A 17,769-nucleotide genomic window follows, 5' to 3' on the forward strand; every position below is an offset into this window, starting at 1 on the left:
GATGAAGCAAGGGGGCGTACCGGCGGGCGGCGCCGGAACCTACGAGATCGTAGGCTACGAAGCCGTAGGTTACGAAGCCGTAGGTTAAGTGTGACGTAAAGATCGCTGATCAGGTGCCGTTCCCGTGCCGGACCCGGACATGCCGAACGGCCCCGGGACGCGCAGGTCCCGGGGCTGGAGTCGCGGTGGCGTCACCCGGTCAGACGTACAGCTCCCGCAGGCGCACCGAGAGGCACGTCACACAACCTTCGAGCTTCTCGAACTCGCTGATGTCCACGGTGACCACCTGGTGGCCGAGGTCGGTGAGCAGTTCCTCCGTCTTCGGCGCGGCGGCCGACATCAGCACCTTGCCGCCGCCGAGCAGCACCACATGGGCGCCGGCCTCCTCGGGCACGGACAGGAAGCCGGGGAACAGCGACGGGCGGTCCACCTTCGGGATGTGCCCGATCACCGTGCCGTCGGGCAGCGCGGTCACCGCCGACTTCAGGTGCAGCACCTTGGTCACCGGCACGGCCACCACCCGGGCGCCGAGCGGCTCGAAGGCGGCCCGAACCTGCTGCACGCCCAAAGCGTTGGTGCGCCCGCCCCGGCCGACGTAGATCGTGTCGCCGACCTTCAGGACGTCGCCGCCGTCCAGCGTGCCCGGCTCCCATATCCAGTTCACCGAGCAGCCGAGGCGGGCCACGGCCTCCTCGACCCCGGCGGTCTCCTCGCGCCGGGACTCGGCACCGGGCCGCGTGATCAGCGCCACGTTCTTGTACATGACCACGGTGTCCTCGACGAACACGGAGTCCGGGCAGTCGTCCGCCGGGTCCACCTCGATCGTCTCCCAGCCGTTCGTGCGCAGCGCCTCGACGTACGCCTCCCACTGCTCGACGGCGAGCTCCACGTCGACCTTCTCCCGCTCCATGTGCGTCACCAGGCCTTCGGCGAGGCGCGGGCTGGGGCGGCGGACGAGGGCCTTCTTGCTGGGCACGACAGTCTCCGTATCGGCGGGACGAGATCCGGCACCCGTGATGGGTTCCGGTCCGCCATCATGCAGGGCGCCCGGGCCGGCACAAAACCCAGGTGGCCGGGCTGTGTCCGTCCTGAGACGCGGCGCCGGACGCTCAGAAGGCCTCCGCGATCTTGTCCGGTGTGGTCTCCCGCAATTCTCCCTCCTCCAGCAGCAGCCAGCGCGTGATGCCGATGGACTCCAGGAACGGCAGGTCGTGGCCGGCCACGAGCAGGGCTCCCTCGTAGGACTCCAGGGCCGTCCGGAGTTGGCGGACGCTGGCCATGTCGAGGTTGTTCGTCGGTTCGTCGAGCACGAGCAGCTGCGGGGCGGGCTCGGCGAGCATGAGGGCGGCCAGGGCCGCCCGGAAGCGCTCGCCGCCGGAGAGGGTCCCCGCCTTCTGGTCCGCCCGGGCGCCCCGGAACAGGAAGCGCGCCAGGCGTGCCCGGATGCGGTTGTTGGTGGCGGCCGGCGCGAACCGGGCCACGTTCTCCGCGACGCTCAGCTCGCCGTCGAGGACGTCCAGCCGCTGCGGCAGGAACCGCAGCGGCACATGGACCGTCGCCTCGCCCGACACCGGCTGGAGCTCCCCGGCGATGGTGCGCAGCAGCGTCGTCTTGCCCGCGCCGTTGGGCCCGATCAACGCGATCCGCTCCGGACCGCGCACGTCCAGCAGACCCTCGACGCGTGCTCCGTACACCGTCGTCAGCCGGCGCAGGGCCAGGACGTCGCGGCCCGGCGGCACGGCCGTGTGCGGCAGGTCGACGCGGATCTCGTCGTCGTCCCGTACGGCCTCCACCGCCTCGTCGAGCCGCTCCCTGGCCTCGGCGAGCCTCTCCTCGTGCATGATGCGGTGCTTGCCCGCGGACTCCTGCGCCGCGCGCTTGCGTGCCCCCATGACGATCTTCGGCTCGCGCTTCTGGTCCCACATCTTCTGCCCGTACCGCTTGCGGCGGGCCAGTTTGACCTGGGCGTCGACCAGTTCGCGCTTCTGCTTGCGAAAGTCCGCCTCGGCGGCGCGCACCGTGCGTTCGGCCGCCTCCTGCTCGACGGCGAGGCACTCCTCGTACGCCGAGAAGTTGCCGCCGTACCAGGTGATCTCCCCGGCGCGCAGGTCGGCGATCTGGTCGACCAGCTCGAGCAGTTCGCGGTCGTGGCTGACCACGACCAGCATGCCCGGCCAGGACGTGACGGCCGCGTACAGCCGGCGGCGCGCGTACAGGTCGAGGTTGTTGGTGGGCTCGTCGAGCAGCAGCACGTCCGGTCGGCGCAGCAGCAGCGCGGCCAGGCGCAGCAGCACGCCCTCGCCGCCGGACACCTCGCCGACCGTGCGGTCCAGGCCGAGGTGGCCGAGGCCGAGTTCGCCGAGGGTGGCGAGGGCGCGCTCCTCGACGTCCCAGTCGTCGCCGAGCGTCTCGAAGTGCGCCGGTGCCGCGTCGCCCGCCTCGATGGCGTGCAGCGCGGCCCGCCGCTCGGCGATGCCGAGCACCTCGTCGACCCGCAGGGCCGTGTCGAGCGTGACGTTCTGCGGGAGGTAGCCGATCTCACCGGCCGCCCGGACGGCGCCGTCGGACGGGGTGAGCTCACCGGCGATCAGTTTCAGCAGCGTCGACTTGCCCGATCCGTTGACGCCGACGAGCCCCGTCCGGCCGGGTCCGAAGACCACGTCGAGATCGTCGAAGACGGGGGTGCCGTCGGGCCAGGCGAAGGACAGGGACGTGCAGGTGAGGGAAAGGGTGGGAGACATACGGGCCTCGCGGTTGCTGGATGCGGTCAGGGCACACGCGTGACGAGACACCGCAAGGCGGAAACCGGGAGGCGGAAAGGAGCCCTGTGTCCGAGGACGGCTCGCACGCCGAGGTCGCACGCTGCGCACACACCTCCGGTGTGTGACGCGGTGTCTCAAGACCTCAGACGAGCAACGTCCTTCTCCGATCGACGGCAACAGAACCGTCATGCAACGTACGAGGGGGCCGCCGCCGGCGTCAACGCGATTAACGCGCGACAGATCCCGTCCCGCCGCCCGCCCGCCGGATCCCACGTACCTGTCGGATTCCTGCCAGCGCCCGGCCCCGGACCACTGCTTGAGTGGGACGCATGACGAACCAGCAGCCCCTGCGCGACCGTGCCCTCGCCTTCCGCTCCCTGCACGTCCCGGGACGTCCGCTCGTCCTCCCCAACGCCTGGGACGCGATGAGCGCCCGGCTCACCGAGGACGCGGGCGCCGCCGCGGTGGCGACCACCAGCGCCGGGCTCGCCTGGGCGCTCGGCGCCGCCGACGGCGACCGGCTGGAGCGCGGCCGTGCGCTGGACGCCGTCGCGCGCATCGCCGCCACGGTCCGGGTGCCGGTCAGCGCCGACATCGAGAGCGGCTACGCCGACGATCCGGCGGGCGTCGCGGACACCGTCCGCGCGGTGCTCGCCGCGGGCGCGGTGGGCGTCAACATCGAGGACGCGCTGTACGAGGAGGGCAGCGGCCCGCTGCGACCGGTCGGCGAGCAGGCCGAGCGCATCGCCGCCGCCCGCGAGGCCGCCGACGCCCAGGGCGTGCCGCTGTTCGTCAACGCCCGGATCGACACCTTCCTGCGCGGTACCGGCGACCTGGACGCCACCTTGGAGCGGGCCGCCGCCTTCCGCGCCGCGGGTGCCGACGGGATCTTCGTCCCCGGGGCCGTCGACCCGGGGACCGTCAAAGTGCTCGCCGACGGCGTCGACGGGCCGCTCAACATCCTGGTCGGCCCCGGCGCGCCGCCGGTGGCCGAACTCGCCGCGCTCGGCGTGGCCCGGATCAGCACGGGGTCCGCCCTCGCCGAGGCCGCCCACGCGGTCGTCCGCCGCGCCGCGCGGGAGCTGCTGGACGCGGGGACGTACGGGGCACTGGCCGGCGGACTCGCCTACGGCGAGCTCAACGCCCTGCTGGCGCAGGGGAGCTGAGTCAGCAGGCGTCCCGCATCAATTCGGCCAGATCGTGGTCGAGGTCGAGCTGGAGGTGCTCCAGGCCGACGGGCACCAGGTCGCTCGTCGCCTGCAGGAAACGGCGGATCTCGCCCGTGCGGACGTGCACGACGGCCGTGCCCTCGTGGGCGTGGAACTCCAGGACGGTGCGGTCGTACCCGTACGGCCGCACCCGCACGTCACCATGGCCCTCGGGCTGTTCCAGGCCCGCGGTGAGCAGGTCGCGGGAGAAGGTCCAGCAGACCTCGACCCCCTCCAGGGTGGCCGGGGCGGGGAAGGTCATGCGGACCGCGAACGGGTCGCTGCGGTCGTAGCACAGCATCGCGGGAATGCTCGGCATGCGCGGTGCTGCGGCGACGAGTCGGGCCTCTACGGGCTGCTCGATGACGGTGGACAACGCCTTGCTCCCTCGTGACGGCTGGACGGATTCCGGACGGCTGGTGTCTGGCACAGGAAGAGACGACGGAATCGGCCAATCCGTGCACAGGAATTCCGAGTGACCTCGGTCACCGCGTTCATGCGCCCCGGGGGACGGACGCGTACCGGTGGATCGGGAGGGGCCCGTGGGCACCCTGGACGGCGGCGGGGCAGTGGACTAGCTTCGCCCGCCATGAGGCGCTTGGGGAGCACGCGACGCAGGAGACGTACGAACCGAGTGGTCGCCGCGGGGGTGGCGTGCGGGGCGGCGCTGGCCGCGCTGACGGTCGCGCCGGCCGAGGCCCGGCCGCTGGACCACCGGGCACCGCACTGGGCACTCAAGGACACCGGCACCCCCACGGTCCGCTATCGCGGGCTGTCCGCGGTGGACCGCGAGACGGCCTGGCTGGCCGGAACCGGCGGTACCGTTCTGCGCACCACGGACGGCGGAGCCACCTGGCGCAACGTCTCGCCGCCGGGCGCCGCCGAGCTGCAGTTCCGGGACGTCGAGGCGTTCGACGCGCGGCGCGCCGTGGTGCTGGCCATAGGCGAGGGCGAGGCCTCGCGCGTCTACCGGACCGACGACGGCGGAGCCACCTGGACCGAGTCGTTCCGCAACACCGACCCGAAGGCGTTCTACGACTGTCTCGCCTTCTTCGACCGCCGGCACGGCCTGGCCATGGGCGACCCGGTGGACGGAAGGTTCCGCATCCTGTCCACCAGCGACGGCGGCCGCTCCTGGACCGTGCTGCCGGGCGACGGCATGCCGGCCGCCCTCGACGGCGAGGCGGGCTTCGCGGCGAGCGGCCAGTGCCTGGTGACCTCCGGCCCGAGGGACGCCTGGCTGGCCACCGGCGGCGGGGCACGCGCGCGCGTGCTGCACTCCGCCGACCGCGGCCGGACCTGGACGGCCGCCGACACCCCCGTCCCGGCCGACGACCCGGCGCGCGGCGTCTTCGCGCTCGCCTTCCGCGACCGCGTCCACGGCCTCGCGGTCGGCGGCGACTACCGCGCCGACCAGCCCTCACCGCAGGCGGCGGCACGCACCCCGGACGGCGGCCGCAGCTGGACGCCCGCCGCGACACCCCCGCCCGCCTACCGCTCCGGCGCCGCCTGGCTCCCGCACAGCCGCACCGCCGCCCTCGCCGTCGGCCCGACCGGCACCGACCTGACCACCGACGCCGGCCGCACCTGGCGGACGATCGACACCGGCTCGTACGACACCGTGACCTGCACCGCCGACCTGAGCTGCTGGGCGGCGGGGGAGAAGGGGCGCGTGGCGCGGCTGGAGCGCTGAGGTTGCGGGCCGGAGCGCGGGTACTCGGTCACCGCACACGACACGAGAGGAAGTGAGCGGTCGTGCCACGCGGTTCCAGCCCCAAGCGGGAACGTCAGTACGAGCACATCAAGGAGAGCGCGCTGGAGCGGGGCGAGAGCACGGAGCGCGCCGAGGAGATCGCCGCGCGGACGGTGAACAAGGAACGTGCCAGGTCCGGTGAGTCGAAGACCGCCAGTCGCACCTCGATCGAGGACATGTCCTCCGGCGAGCGCGGCGGCAGGCGGTCGCACCAGGGCGCCCAGGGACCCACCTACGACCAGCTGTACGAGGAGGCCAAGCGGCGCAACATCGAGGGCCGTTCGGACATGAACAAGGAGCAGTTGCAGCGCGCGCTGGGCGGCAAGAAGAGCTGACCTTGCGGGCTCAGCCGAGCGTCTCGCGGTAGCGCTCGAGCCCGGGGGCCGTCTTCGTGGCGACGAACTCCGTGACGCGGTACGCGCATACCCCGGCCGCCACGAAGGGGTCGCCCGCGACGATCTCCTCGATCCGGGCGCGGTCCGCCGCGACGGCCAGGATCACCCCGCCGTCGCGGGGGTTCTTGCGCCCGGAGGCGAGGAAGACGCCCTGGGCGTACTGCTCGTCGAGCCAGACCACGTGCGCCGGGAGGACGGCGTCCACGGCGTCGAGCGGTGCGGTGTAGGTGAGTTCGAGCACGAACATGATCACGAGCCTACCCCGGGCCCCGCGCGGCCGGCCCCGGGCCCGTACAGTCGTGCCCACCATGACGACCGTACGCGTTCCCGCGGGCTGGCCCGCGACCGAGGAGCAGGCCCGCGCCGTCCAGGACGAGTTGCGCGGGCGGGTGGTGCTGGACGAGCCGGGACCGCCGCCCGCAGCCGGTCGCGTCACGGGGGTGGACGTCGCCTACGACGACGAGCGGGACGTGGTCGCCGCCGCGGCCGTCGTCCTGGACGCGGCGACCCTGGAGGTGGTGGCCGAGGCGACGGCCGTCGGCCGGATCTCCTTCCCGTACGTCCCCGGCCTGCTGGCCTTCCGGGAGATCCCCACCGTCCTGGCCGCCCTCGACGCCCTGCCCGGCCCGCCCGGCCTGGTCGTCTGCGACGGCTACGGACTGGCCCACCCCCGCCGCTTCGGCCTGGCCAGCCACCTCGGCGTCCTCACCGGCCTGCCCACCATCGGCGTCGCCAAGAACCCCTTCACCTTCACGTACGACGACCCGGACCCCCGGCGCGGCAGCGCCTCCCCGCTGCTCGCGGGCACCGAGGAGGTCGGCCGCGCCCTGCGCACCCGGCAAGGGGTCAAGCCGGTCTTCGTCTCCGTCGGCCACCGGATGAGCCTCGACAACGCCTGCGCCCACACCCTCGCGCTGACCCCGGAGTACCGGCTCCCGGAGACGACGCGCCGGGCGGACGCGCTGTGCCGGCGCGCGCTTCGCGAGGCGACGCACGGGCGGAGCCCACTCGTCGAGTACGCGGCCGCGGATCCCGAACGGAGCTGGGGCCGTTCCCTGTTCGAGCGCCAGCCTCTTCCCGTCGTCTGGGCGGGCCGGGTGCTCCGGGCGGCGGCACGGGCGCCGGGCCGGACACCGGAGATCGATGCCGCGCTGGAACTCGCGGACGATCGCGACCGCTGGAGCCAGGGGCGCGAGGTGTTCGAGCTGGTGCGCGGGCGCGGACTCGCGGCCTGGGAGCATCCCACGGAGGAGCAGCGGCTCCTGGTCCGCCTCGCGGAGCTGGTCGGCAAGCTCGCCCACAACGAGGCGGGCCCCCCGCCCTTCTTCGACCATCACACGGGGTGGCAGATCGGCCCCCTCGCCGTCCGGCTCGCCACCGCCGCGCACGATCCCGCCGTGCGCGACCGCATCGCGGACGCGTTGGGGGACTGGCCGCCGACCGAGCACGACGACTGAGGACGGCGTGCCGAGCGCGCTGTGACAGCCGCGCCCGGGCGCCGTCGGGGTCGATCAGAAGGTCGCCGCCACCCGGAACGTGATCCCCGCCCCGCGCAGTCGCTCGGTGAGCGCGTCGCCCATCGACTGGGCCGTGGTGACCTGGCCGGCCGTCGGTGGCAGGTCGTCGAAGGCCAGGCACAGGGCGGACTCGGCGAACATCTTCGCCGTCTCGTCGTAGCCGGGGTCGCCGCCCGCGACCTCCGTGAACACGCGCCGGCCGCCGCCCTCGCCGACGAAGCGGACCGAGAACCAGCTCTTCGCCCGCTTCTCGGCGCTCGGCCCGTCCCCGGGCCTGAGCCGGTCGGACAGCCAGCGCCGGGCGGGCGGCAGCTGGGCGGCGGTGACGAGCGCGCCCACGGCCGCGACCCCGCCGAGGGCCACGGGCAGTCGGCGCACGGCCGCGTAGTGCCGGTAGCGGAAGTCGGGGCCGTAGCGCTCCAGCGTCCGCGCGGAGCGGCGCACGATCTGCGCGTCGATGGTCGGCAGCGGCAGCGCCCAGGCGCCGATCTCCTTGGCGAACCGCGGCGCGCCCGTCGGCGCCGTCGCCCGGCGTCCCATCAGGCGCGGCTCGTGCCGGCCGCGGTCGCGCGCGGCGGCGAGCATCTGCGGCCCGCGCGCCATCTGGGTCAGCGCCGAGGCGAGGGTGCCGCCGGAGAAGGTGGCGTCGGCGGTCACGTATCCGTCCACGGTCAGCGGCACGCCCTCGGGCAGCTGCCGGACCGTGAAGTACGCCCCCAGGTCGTGCGGAATCGAGTCGAAACCGCAGGCGTGCACCAGCCGGGCGCCCGTCTCACGCGCGCGTGCGTCGTGGCGGACGTACATCAGGTCCACGAACTCGGGCTCGCCCGTGAGATCGAGATAGTCCGCCCCGCCGTCGGCGCAGGCGGCGACGAGTTCCTCGCCGTAGCGGACGTACGGCCCCACGGTCGAGGCCACCACGCGCGCGTGCTCCGCGAGTGCGCGCACCGTGGCGGGTTCGCCCACGTCGGCGCGCAGCACCCCCACGTCCGCGCCGAGCCCCAGCCGGTCGCGCAGGGCGCGGAGCCGGTTCTCGTCGCGGCCGGCCAGGGCCCAGCGCAGGCCCTCGGGCGCGTGCGCGGCGAGGTACTGCGCGGTGAGCGTCCCGACGAAACCTGTGGCTCCGAAGAGCACGATGTCGTAGGGACGGTCCGTCCTCTTCAGCCTGCTCATGACACCTCTCGGTCGTACATCCCGCGCCGCTGTCGACGGCTGAGGCTAGCGTGAGAAGGACGAGGCGCGACGCGCGGCCCGGCGCAGCGCGACGAGCCCGTCCGGGTAACTTGGCTAAGCGCTTGCTCGTCCGGGTCTTGTGCCAGGTGGAACACGTTCTTAGCATCATTGGTGTTACATCGGTTGTGTCACATGACTGGGGGCGCCATGACGGCAGGGACGCCGGGGCAGGGCCCGCTCGCGGGCGTGCGCGTGCTGGAGCTGGCCGGAATCGGGCCGGGCCCGTTCGCGGCGATGCTCCTCGCCGACCTCGGCGCCGACGTCGTGCGCGTGGACCGTCCGGGCGGCGCCGGCCTCGCGATCGACCCGGCCTACGACATCACCAACCGCAACAAGCGCTCGGTGCTCGTCGACCTGAAGGCGCCGGACGGCCCGGCCCGCGTCCTGGACCTCGCCGAGCGGGCCGACATCCTCATCGAGGGCTACCGCCCCGGCGTCGCCGAACGCCTCGGCGTGGGCCCCGACGACTGCCACGCCCGCAACCCCCGGCTGGTGTACGGCCGCATGACCGGCTGGGGCCAGGAGGGCCCCCTCGCCCAGCGCGCCGGCCACGACATCGCCTACATCGCCGTCACCGGCACCCTCGGCATGATCGGCGACCCGGACGGCCCCCCGGCCGTCCCCGCCAACCTCGTCGGCGACTACGCCGGCGGCTCCCTCTACCTGGTCGTCGGCATCCTCGCCGCCCTGCACCACGCGCGCGCGACCGGCACCGGCCAGGTCGTCGACGCCGCCATCGTCGACGGCGCCTCCCACCTCGCCGCGATGATCCACGGCATGCTGGCCGCCGGCGGCTGGCAGGACCGGCGCGGCGCCAACCTCCTGGACGGTGGCTGCCCCTACTACGGGACCTACGAGACCGCCGACGGCAAGTACATGGCGGTCGGCGCCCTGGAGCGGCAGTTCTACGAGGAGTTCCTCGCCCTGATGGGTCTGGACGACCTGGCACCGGCCCGCAAGGACTGGACCCGCTGGGGCGAGCTGCGCGAGGCGGTCGCCGCCCGCTTCAAGTCCCGCACCCGGGACGAGTGGACGGCCGTCTTCGAGGCCTCCGACGCCTGCGTGGCCCCGGTCCTGTCCCTGCGCGAGGCCCCGCGGCACCCCCACCTCGCGGCCCGCGGCACCTTCACCGACCACGGCGGCATCACCCAGCCCGCGCCCGCGCCCCGCTTCTCCGCGACCCCGACCGCGATCCGCACCGGCCCCGCCCACCCGGGCGCCGACGCCGACGACGTGGCCCGTGACTGGGACGTGCCCCGGCTCCTCGACGCCGACGTGCCCCGGCCCGCCGACGCCCGAGGCGACCAGCGGGAGCCGCTGCCATGAGCGCGTCGCCGTGTCCCCCGAGTCCGGGGTCAGCATGCTGAAGGACGCCCCGGGTCACCCCGCCGACCTCCGCCCCGAAAACCCTCGTGGAAAGGCTTGTCAGTGAGCACCGAAGCGTACGTGTACGACGCGATCCGCACCCCGCGCGGCCGCGGCAAGGCGAATGGCGCCCTGCACGGAACGAAGCCCATCGACCTGGTCGTGGGTCTCATCCACGAGATCCGCGACCGCTTCCCGGGCCTCGACCCGGCCGCCGTCGACGACATCGTCCTCGGCGTCGTCGGCCCGGTCGGCGACCAGGGCTCCGACATCGCCCGCATCGCCGCCGTCGCGGCCGGGCTGCCGGACACCGTGGCAGGCGTCCAGGAGAACCGCTTCTGCGCGTCCGGCCTGGAGGCAGTCAACATGGCCGCCGCCAAGATCCGTTCCGGCTGGGAGGACCTCGTCCTGGCCGGTGGCGTCGAGTCGATGTCCCGGGTGCCCATGGCCTCGGACGGCGGCGCCTGGTTCAACGACCCGATGACCAACCTCGCCGTCAACTTCGTGCCCCAGGGCATCGGCGCCGACCTGATCGCCACCATCGAGGGCTTCTCGCGGCGCGACGTCGACGAGTACGCGGCCCTGTCGCAGGAGCGCGCGGCCGCCGCCTGGAAGGAGGGCCGCTTCGAGCGCTCCGTGGTCCCCGTGAAGGACCGTAGCGGCCTCGTCGTCCTCGACCACGACGAGCACCCGCGGCCCGGCACCACGGCCGACTCGCTCGCCAAGCTGAAGCCGTCGTTCTCCGACATCGGTGAGCTCGGCGGTTTCGACGCGGTGGCGCTGCAGAAGTACCACTGGGTCGAGAAGATCGACCACGTCCACCACGCGGGCAACTCCTCCGGCATCGTGGACGGCGCCTCGCTGGTCGCGATCGGCTCCAAGGAGGTCGGCGAGCGCTACGGACTGACCCCGCGCGCGCGGATCGTCTCCGCCGCCGTCTCCGGCTCCGAGCCGACCATCATGCTCACCGGTCCCGCGCCCGCCACCCGCAAGGCGCTGGCCAAGGCCGGGCTGACGATCGACGACATCGACCTCGTCGAGATCAACGAGGCGTTCGCGGCAGTCGTGCTGCGCTTCGTGAAGGACATGGGCCTGTCCCTGGACAAGGTCAACGTCAACGGCGGCGCCATCGCGCTCGGCCACCCGCTCGGCGCCACCGGCGCGATGATCCTCGGCTCGCTGATCGACGAACTGGAGCGCCAGGACAAGCGGTACGGCCTCGCCACCCTGTGTGTGGGCGGGGGCATGGGCATCGCCACCATCGTCGAGCGTGTCTGACCCCCTGCGGATTCACGAGACTTCTACGGAGACCCCTGTCATGACCGAGAGCACCACCATCCGCTGGGAGCAGGACGACACCGGTGTCGTCACCCTCGTCCTCGACGACCCCAACCAGTCCGCGAACACCATGAATCAGGCGTTCCGCGACTCCCTCGCCGTCGTCGTCGACCGCCTGGAGGCCGAGCAGGACTCCATCCGCGGCATCATCGTCACCTCCGCGAAGAAGACCTTCTTCGCCGGCGGCGACCTGCGCGACCTCATCCGCGTCACCCCCGAGACCGCCCAGGACCTGTTCGACGGCGGTCTCGCCATCAAGCGCAACCTGCGCCGCATCGAGACCCTCGGCAAGCCGGTCGTCGCCGCCATCAACGGCGCGGCCCTGGGCGGCGGCTTCGAGATCGCCCTCGCCTGCCACCACCGGGTCGCCCTCGACACCTCCGGCACCAAGATCGGCTGCCCCGAGGTCACCCTCGGTCTGCTTCCCGGAGGCGGCGGCGTCGCCCGCACCGTCCGCCTGCTCGGCATCGCCGACGCACTGCTGAAGGTCCTGCTCCAGGGCACGCAGTACAACGCGCGGCGAGCCCAGGAGAACGGCCTGGTCCACGAGGTCGCCGGCACGCCGGAGGAACTGCTCGCCAAGGCCCGCGCCTTCATCGACGCCAACCCCGAGTCCCAGCAGCCCTGGGACAGGCCCGGCTACAAGATCCCCGGCGGCACCCCGGCGAACCCGAAGTTCGCGGCCAACCTGCCCGCCTTCCCGGCCAGCCTGCGCAAGCAGACGGGTGGCGCCCCCTACCCGGCCCCGCGCAACATCCTCGCCGCCGCGGTCGAGGGCTCCCAGGTCGACTTCGAGACCGCCCAGGTCATCGAGGCCCGCTACTTCGTCGAGCTGGCGGCGGGCCAGACGTCGAAGAACATGATCCAGGCGTTCTTCTTCGACCTGCAGGCCGTCAACTCCGGCGCCAACCGCCCCAAGGGCATCGAGCCGCGCCCGGTCCGCAAGGTCGCCGTCCTCGGCGCGGGCATGATGGGCGCGGGCATCGCCTACTCCTGCGCCCGCGCGGGCATCGAGGTCGTCCTCAAGGACGTCTCGCCGGAGGCGGCCGCCAAGGGCAAGGCCTACTCCGAGCAGCTGTGCGCCAAGGCCGTCGCCAAGGGCCGTACGACCCAGGAGAAGGCGGACGCGCTGCTCGCCCGCATCACGCCCAGCGCCGAGGTCCAGGACCTGGCGGGCTGCGACGCGGTCATCGAGGCCGTCTTCGAGGACACCTCGCTCAAGCACAAGGTGTTCCAGGAGATCCAGCACGTCGTCGAGCCGGACGCGCTGCTGTGCTCCAACACCTCCACCCTGCCCATCACCGTCCTCGCCGAGGGCGTGGAGCGCCAGGCAGACTTCATCGGGCTGCACTTCTTCTCGCCCGTCGACAAGATGCCGCTCGTCGAGATCATCAAGGGCGAGCGCACCGGCGACGAGGCCCTGGCCCGCGCCTTCGACCTGGTCCGGCAGATCAACAAGACGCCGATCGTCGTCAACGACTCGCGCGGCTTCTTCACCTCGCGGGTGATCGGCCACTTCATCAACGAGGGCGTCGCCATGGTCGGCGAGGGCATCGAGCCCGCCTCCGTCGAGCAGGCGGCCGCCCAGGCCGGCTACCCGGCCAAGGTCCTCTCGCTCATGGACGAGCTGACCCTCACCCTCCCGCGCAAGATCCGGGACGAGTCGAAGCGGGCGGTGGAGGAGTCCGGCGGCACCTGGACGCCGCACCCCGCCGAGGCGGTCATCGACCGCATGGTCGACGAGTTCGGCCGCCCCGGCCGCAGCGGCGGCGCCGGCTTCTACGAGTACGGCGAGGACGGCAAGCGGGCCGGACTGTGGCCGGGACTGCGCGAGCACTTCACCAAGCCCGGCCACGAGGTCCCGTTCCGCGACATGCAGGAGCGCATGCTCTTCGCCGAGGCGATCGACACCGTCCGGCTCCTCGAAGAGGACGTGCTGACCTCCGTCGCCGACGCCAACATCGGCTCCATCCTCGGTATCGGCTTCCCCGGCTGGACCGGCGGTGTGCTCCAGTACATCAACGGCTACGACGGCGACGCCGGGGCAGGGGCAGGTACCGGTGTCGCCGGCTTCGTGGCACGCGCGCGTGAACTCGCCGAACGCTACGGCGACCGGTTCCAGCCGCCCGCGCTGCTGGTCGAGAAGGCGGAGCGGGGGGAGACCTTCACCGACGGGCACTGAGTGCGCCGTACCGCCGGGTGCCTCACCCGGCGGTACGCCGTCCTCGCTCCCGGGGCGTGAAACGGCCCCGGGGGCCTGGGGGTTGAGGCGGCCTCCGCGCGCGGGGGCGCTGTTGCGGAAGTGAGGGCCGGGGGACCCGGGGGCGAGCCGGGCGAGAAGTTCCTGCACGCCTGTGGACTGGCGGGGACCTGGGGACGCACCGTGAGGGCGAGCGAACTCGGCCACACCGCTCAGGGGGGTCCTCATGCCGTACTCGCGCTCCGCCCTGCGAAGATTCTTCGCCCTCACCGCCGCCGGCCTCCTCGGCGGCGCCTTCGCGCTGGCGGTCGCTCCCGTCGCCACGGCCGAACCGGCCACGCCGGTCGGCTACCCGGCGGGCTCGACCGCCACCCGCTACTCGGGGCTCGCCCTCGACGCCTGCACGGCCCCGCCGCTCTCCACCGTGCAGGCCTGGAACGCCTCGCCCTACCGCGCCCTCGGCGTCTACCTCTCAGGCGTCAACCGCACCTGCGCCCAGCCCCAGTTGACCGCGTCCTGGGTGGCCTCCGTGACGGGGCTGAAGTGGCGCCTGCTGCCCATACACAAGGGCCTGCAACCGCCGTGCGGGGCACGCCCGTCCGACGCCAAGATCAGTACGAGCCCCGCCACGGCCCGCTCGCAGGGCACCGCGGCCGCCACGGAGGCGATCGCCGCGGCGAAGGCCCTCGGCATGCTGCCCGGCAGCGCCCTCTACAACGACATCGAGCACTACACCCAGACCGACGCCACCTGCCGCACGGCCGTCCTGACCTACACGTCCGCCTGGACCAAGGAGCTGCACCGGCTCGGCTACGTCTCCGGCGTCTACATGAACCTCAACCTCGGCGCCCGCCAACTCGCCGACGCCTACACGTCCACGGCGTACGCACGCCCGGACGCCCTGTGGATCGCGCGCTACGACAGCGTGGACTCCCTCAAGGGCTGGGCCGGCATCGCCGATGCCAAGTGGGCCGTCCACCAGCGCGCCAAGCAGTTCCGCGGCGGCCACGACGAGACCTACGGCTCAGTCACCCTCAACATCGACACCGACCGGCTCGACGCTCCCGTCGCCACGGTGGCGTACCCGTACAAGGTGACCAGCACGACCCCGCTCAACGCGCGCACCGGGCCCGCGACGAGCTACCCGGTCACCGCGGCCTACGCCCCCGGTTCGACGCTGAAGGTCGTCTGCCAGACGCCCGGTACCAAGGTCGGCACCACGTCGGTGTGGGACAGGCTCACCAACGGCGGCTACGTCTCGGACCGTTACGTCAGCACCCCCTCCGGCACCGGCTACAGCGCGCCGCTGCCCCGCTGCGCCTACCCGTACCAGGTGACCGCCCCGGCAGGCGTGACCGAACGCAGCGGCCCCGGCTCCGGGTACACCGCCGTCGGCACCTCGCCGGGCGGAGCGCTGGCGTGGGTCACCTGCCAGCGGTCCGGTTCGGCGGTCGGCCCCACCCGGATCTGGGACCGGCTCGACAACGGCCACTACGTGTCGGACCACTACGTGGCCACGCCCGGCACCACCTCGTACAGCAAGCCCGTGCCCCGCTGCTGAGCCGCGCGACGTGCCGGTGCGTCAGGAGGGTCCGTCCGCCCGCGACTCCTCCAGCCACACGCGCAGCTCCTGCTTCAAGGACCGCTGGAACGTGGTCAGCAGGGCCTGCACGACCAGGGGCTGCATATGGGCGGACAGCGACCGCACGTCCTCGGCGTCCCGCTCGGACACCTCGCCGCGCAGCACCTGGGACAGCTCGTGGGCCGCCGCGCGGGAGTGTTCGAGCAGGACGTTCCGGGCCGCGAGGATGGATTCCTGGGACAGCGGCACGTCGAGCAGTTCGACGCCGAGGCGGAGCAGGCCCAGGTCGACGCGGTAGGCGTCACCGGCCCGCGTCACGACGTTCATCGCCGCCAGCCGGTCCAGGTCCTCCTCGGTCAGGTCCCGGCCGGCGCGCCGCCCGAGCTCCTCGCGGGAGAGCGTCTCGGCCGAGTCCGGGGCCCAGGAGGAGACGACGGCCCGGTGCACGGCGAGGTCGCGCGCGGTCAGGTCCGGCGGCAGCTGCCGCAGATACCGCTCGATCGCCGCCAGGGTCATGCCCTGGTGCTGCAGTTCCTCGATCAGCACCAGCCGGGCGAGGTGCTCCGGGCCGTAGTGACCCACCCGGCGCGGACCGATCACCGGGGGCGGCAGCAGGCCCTTGGTGCTGTAGAAGCGGACCGTGCGGACCGTGACGCCCGTCCGGGCGGCCAGCTCGTCGATCGTGAGGGTCGGCTCCTCGGCATCGGTCGTCATGTGCAGCAGTATCGCTGTCTCACCACTGGTGTGAAACCTCTGATCCGTGTGTGACAAGTGCCGCTGTGTGACATGGACCATCGCATACCTGATGATCATTCTGGGAAGGTGCTGCCTTGGTCTGTACCGCGACACAGGGGTGCGGGCCGGGACTGTACGACTCCCGGGCCCACGAGGCCCGGGCGCACCAGAGAGTGGAACCACCCCGTGAGCAAGGACTCCCTGGAATCGGCACAGGTCGCCGCCCGTCCCCAGGCGACCGGAACACCCGCGGACGCGGGCGACGCCGGCTACAGCAAGGACCTCAAGGCCCGCCACGTCAACATGATCGCCATCGGCGGCGCCATCGGCACCGGACTCTTCCTCGGCGCCGGCGGCCGCCTGCACAACGCGGGCCCCGCGCTCGCCGTGGCCTATCTGATCTGCGGCGTGTTCGCCTTCTTCGTCGTTCGGGCGCTGGGCGAACTCGTCCTGTACCGGCCCTCGTCCGGATCGTTCGTGTCGTACGCGCGCGAGTTCCTCGGCGAGAAGGGCGCCTACGTCGCCGGCTGGATGTACTTCCTGAACTGGTCGACCACCGGCATCGCCGACATCACCGCCATCGCGCTCTACACGCACTACTGGAGCATGTTCACCAGCATCCCGCAGTGGGTGCTCGCCCTGGTCGCCCTCGCGGTGGTCCTGGCCGTGAACCTCATCTCCGTGAAGATCTTCGGCGAGATGGAGTTCTGGTTCGCGATCATCAAGGTCGCGACTCTCGTCGGCTTCATGCTGATCGGCATCTTCCTGCTGGCCACCCAGCACAAGGTCGGCGGCCAGACGCCGGGCCTGAGCGTGGTCACCGACCACGGCGGTGTCCTCCCGCACGGTCTGATGCCGGTCGTCCTGGTCATGCAGGGTGTGATCTTCGCGTACGCCGCCCTGGAGCTGGTGGGCGTCGCGGCCGGCGAGACCGCCGAGCCGGAGAAGGTCGTCCCGCGCGCGGTGAACTCGATCATGTGGCGCGTCGGCCTGTTCTACGTCGGTTCGGTCGTGCTGCTCGCCCTGCTGCTGCCGGGCTCGGTCTACTCCGCCGACCAGAGCCCCTTCGTGACCGTGCTCTCGAAGATCGGCGTCTCGGGCGCCGGCGACGTGATGAACCTGGTCGTCCTGACCGCCGCCATGTCCTCGCTGAACTCCGGCCTGTACTCCACCGGCCGCATCCTGCGCTCCATGGCGATGGCCGGCTCCGCGCCGAAGTTCACCGCCCGGATGAACCGCAGCCAGGTCCCCTACGGCGGCATCCTGCTCACCTGCGCGGTGTGCGTGCTCGGCGTCGGCCTGAACTACCTCATGCCGAGCCAGGCCTTCGAGATCGTGCTGAACGTCGCCTCCCTCGGCATCATCAGCACCTGGGTGATCATCATGATCTGCCACATGATCTTCGTGCGCCGCGCCCGGGCCGGTCTGGTCACCCGGCCGGATTTCCGCCTCAAGGGCAGCCCGGTCACCGAGATCGCCACGATCGTCTTCCTGCTGGTCTGCCTCGGCATGATGGGGAAGGACCCCGAGGTGGGCCGCAAGACCCTCCTGCTCATCCCGGTGATCGCCGCGCTGCTGGTCGGCGGCTGGTACGGGGTGCGCCGCCGGGTCTCGAAGGAAGCGGACCGGGAGCTGAGCGAACTCACCCGCTAGCGCAGGCTCTCGAAGCGGCGGGCCGCGG

General features: G+C 72.5%; 14 protein-coding genes and 1 pseudogene. 9 read left to right on the top strand and 6 right to left on the bottom strand.

From position 1 onward, the window contains the following. Positions 1-199: 199 nt before the first annotated feature. Both ddaH and ACWGKT_RS14930 read right to left on the bottom strand, forming a co-directional pair. Positions 200-976 carry a dimethylargininase gene (gene ddaH, locus ACWGKT_RS14925; RefSeq protein ID WP_356150661.1) on the bottom strand — a complete coding sequence of 259 codons (777 nt, stop codon included), beginning with the start codon at positions 974-976 and terminating at the stop codon, positions 200-202. Between the two features lie 133 nt (positions 977-1,109). Further along, positions 1,110-2,741, bottom strand: a complete 1,632-nt coding sequence (locus ACWGKT_RS14930) for an ABC-F family ATP-binding cassette domain-containing protein (RefSeq protein ID WP_453273914.1) — start codon at positions 2,739-2,741, stop codon at positions 1,110-1,112. Between the two features lie 350 nt (positions 2,742-3,091). Between ACWGKT_RS14930 and ACWGKT_RS14935 the strand changes: the two genes are divergently transcribed. Then, complete coding sequence (locus tag ACWGKT_RS14935; protein ID WP_453273915.1) at positions 3,092-3,928, top strand: isocitrate lyase/PEP mutase family protein; 837 nt, start codon at positions 3,092-3,094, stop codon at positions 3,926-3,928. A 1-nt stretch (position 3,929) separates the two neighbouring features. Here ACWGKT_RS14935 and ACWGKT_RS14940 read toward each other — a convergent pair whose 3' ends face one another. Continuing rightward, the gene (locus tag ACWGKT_RS14940) at positions 3,930-4,346 is read right to left on the bottom strand and encodes a spore wall synthesis regulator SsgD (RefSeq protein WP_356150655.1); all 417 of its coding nucleotides are present in this window, start codon (positions 4,344-4,346) and stop codon (positions 3,930-3,932) included. A 213-nt stretch (positions 4,347-4,559) separates the two neighbouring features. On the opposite strand from ACWGKT_RS14940, the gene ACWGKT_RS14945 reads away from it, so the two are divergent. Both ACWGKT_RS14945 and ACWGKT_RS14950 read left to right on the top strand, forming a co-directional pair. Continuing rightward, entirely contained in the window at positions 4,560-5,663 is a 1,104-nt protein-coding gene (locus tag ACWGKT_RS14945; RefSeq protein WP_453273916.1) for a WD40/YVTN/BNR-like repeat-containing protein, read from the top strand. A gap of 62 nt (positions 5,664-5,725) precedes the next feature. Then, positions 5,726-6,058 (top strand): plasmid stabilization protein, encoded by a 333-nt coding sequence (locus tag ACWGKT_RS14950; RefSeq protein ID WP_356150651.1) that lies wholly within the window; start codon positions 5,726-5,728, stop codon positions 6,056-6,058. Positions 6,059-6,068: 10 nt separating this feature from the next. On the opposite strand, the gene ACWGKT_RS14955 is transcribed toward ACWGKT_RS14950, so the two are convergent. After that, positions 6,069-6,365 carry a YciI family protein gene (locus ACWGKT_RS14955; protein WP_453273917.1) on the bottom strand — a complete coding sequence of 99 codons (297 nt, stop codon included), beginning with the start codon at positions 6,363-6,365 and terminating at the stop codon, positions 6,069-6,071. Between the two features lie 61 nt (positions 6,366-6,426). Here ACWGKT_RS14955 and ACWGKT_RS14960 point away from each other — a divergent pair. Continuing rightward, positions 6,427-7,110, top strand: a pseudogene (locus ACWGKT_RS14960) (endonuclease V); the annotation flags it as partial. A gap of 519 nt (positions 7,111-7,629) precedes the next feature. Here ACWGKT_RS14960 and ACWGKT_RS14965 read toward each other — a convergent pair. Beyond that, on the bottom strand, positions 7,630-8,808 hold the full coding sequence (locus ACWGKT_RS14965; RefSeq protein ID WP_356150647.1) for a saccharopine dehydrogenase family protein: 1,179 nt from the start codon (positions 8,806-8,808) through the stop codon (positions 7,630-7,632). 207 nt (positions 8,809-9,015) lie between these two features. On the opposite strand from ACWGKT_RS14965, the gene ACWGKT_RS14970 reads away from it, so the two are divergent. From ACWGKT_RS14970 to ACWGKT_RS14985, 4 genes are all read left to right on the top strand, one after another. Next, positions 9,016-10,194, top strand: coding sequence for a CaiB/BaiF CoA transferase family protein (locus ACWGKT_RS14970; protein WP_453273918.1), 1,179 nt, complete (start codon positions 9,016-9,018; stop codon positions 10,192-10,194). A gap of 102 nt (positions 10,195-10,296) precedes the next feature. Then, positions 10,297-11,511, top strand: coding sequence for an acetyl-CoA C-acetyltransferase (locus ACWGKT_RS14975; RefSeq protein ID WP_453273919.1), 1,215 nt, complete (start codon positions 10,297-10,299; stop codon positions 11,509-11,511). A 40-nt stretch (positions 11,512-11,551) separates the two neighbouring features. Next, positions 11,552-13,753 carry a 3-hydroxyacyl-CoA dehydrogenase NAD-binding domain-containing protein gene (locus ACWGKT_RS14980; protein ID WP_453273920.1) on the top strand — a complete coding sequence of 734 codons (2,202 nt, stop codon included), beginning with the start codon at positions 11,552-11,554 and terminating at the stop codon, positions 13,751-13,753. A 244-nt stretch (positions 13,754-13,997) separates the two neighbouring features. Further along, positions 13,998-15,332: a glycoside hydrolase domain-containing protein gene (locus tag ACWGKT_RS14985; RefSeq protein ID WP_453273921.1), complete on the top strand. Its 1,335-nt coding sequence runs from the start codon at positions 13,998-14,000 to the stop codon at positions 15,330-15,332. Between the two features lie 21 nt (positions 15,333-15,353). Here the strand turns inward: ACWGKT_RS14985 and ACWGKT_RS14990 are convergent, their stop codons facing one another. Next, positions 15,354-16,067 carry a MerR family transcriptional regulator gene (locus ACWGKT_RS14990; RefSeq protein ID WP_356150637.1) on the bottom strand — a complete coding sequence of 238 codons (714 nt, stop codon included), beginning with the start codon at positions 16,065-16,067 and terminating at the stop codon, positions 15,354-15,356. A 207-nt stretch (positions 16,068-16,274) separates the two neighbouring features. Here ACWGKT_RS14990 and ACWGKT_RS14995 point away from each other — a divergent pair, with 207 nt between their 5' ends. Continuing rightward, the gene (locus ACWGKT_RS14995) at positions 16,275-17,741 is read left to right on the top strand and encodes an amino acid permease (RefSeq protein WP_453273922.1); all 1,467 of its coding nucleotides are present in this window, start codon (positions 16,275-16,277) and stop codon (positions 17,739-17,741) included. The last annotated feature ends 28 nt before the right edge of the window (positions 17,742-17,769 follow it).

Source organism: Streptomyces sp. NPDC054794 (assembly GCF_053611585.1).

Excerpts from the sequence above, each read along its gene's own strand:
- ACWGKT_RS14990 (WP_356150637.1), bottom strand. The coding sequence starts at position 16,067 with ATGACGACCGATGCCGAGGAGCCGACCCTCACGATCGACGAGCTGGCC.
- ACWGKT_RS14970 (WP_453273918.1), top strand. The coding sequence starts at position 9,016 with ATGACGGCAGGGACGCCGGGGCAGGGCCCGCTCGCGGGCGTGCGCGTG.
- ACWGKT_RS14985 (WP_453273921.1), top strand. The coding sequence starts at position 13,998 with ATGCCGTACTCGCGCTCCGCCCTGCGAAGATTCTTCGCCCTCACCGCC.
- ACWGKT_RS14945 (WP_453273916.1), top strand. The coding sequence starts at position 4,560 with ATGAGGCGCTTGGGGAGCACGCGACGCAGGAGACGTACGAACCGAGTG.
- ACWGKT_RS14965 (WP_356150647.1), bottom strand. The coding sequence starts at position 8,808 with ATGAGCAGGCTGAAGAGGACGGACCGTCCCTACGACATCGTGCTCTTC.
- ACWGKT_RS14955 (WP_453273917.1), bottom strand. The coding sequence starts at position 6,365 with ATGTTCGTGCTCGAACTCACCTACACCGCACCGCTCGACGCCGTGGAC.
- ACWGKT_RS14930 (WP_453273914.1), bottom strand. The coding sequence starts at position 2,741 with ATGTCTCCCACCCTTTCCCTCACCTGCACGTCCCTGTCCTTCGCCTGG.
- ACWGKT_RS14980 (WP_453273920.1), top strand. The coding sequence starts at position 11,552 with ATGACCGAGAGCACCACCATCCGCTGGGAGCAGGACGACACCGGTGTC.
- ACWGKT_RS14935 (WP_453273915.1), top strand. The coding sequence starts at position 3,092 with ATGACGAACCAGCAGCCCCTGCGCGACCGTGCCCTCGCCTTCCGCTCC.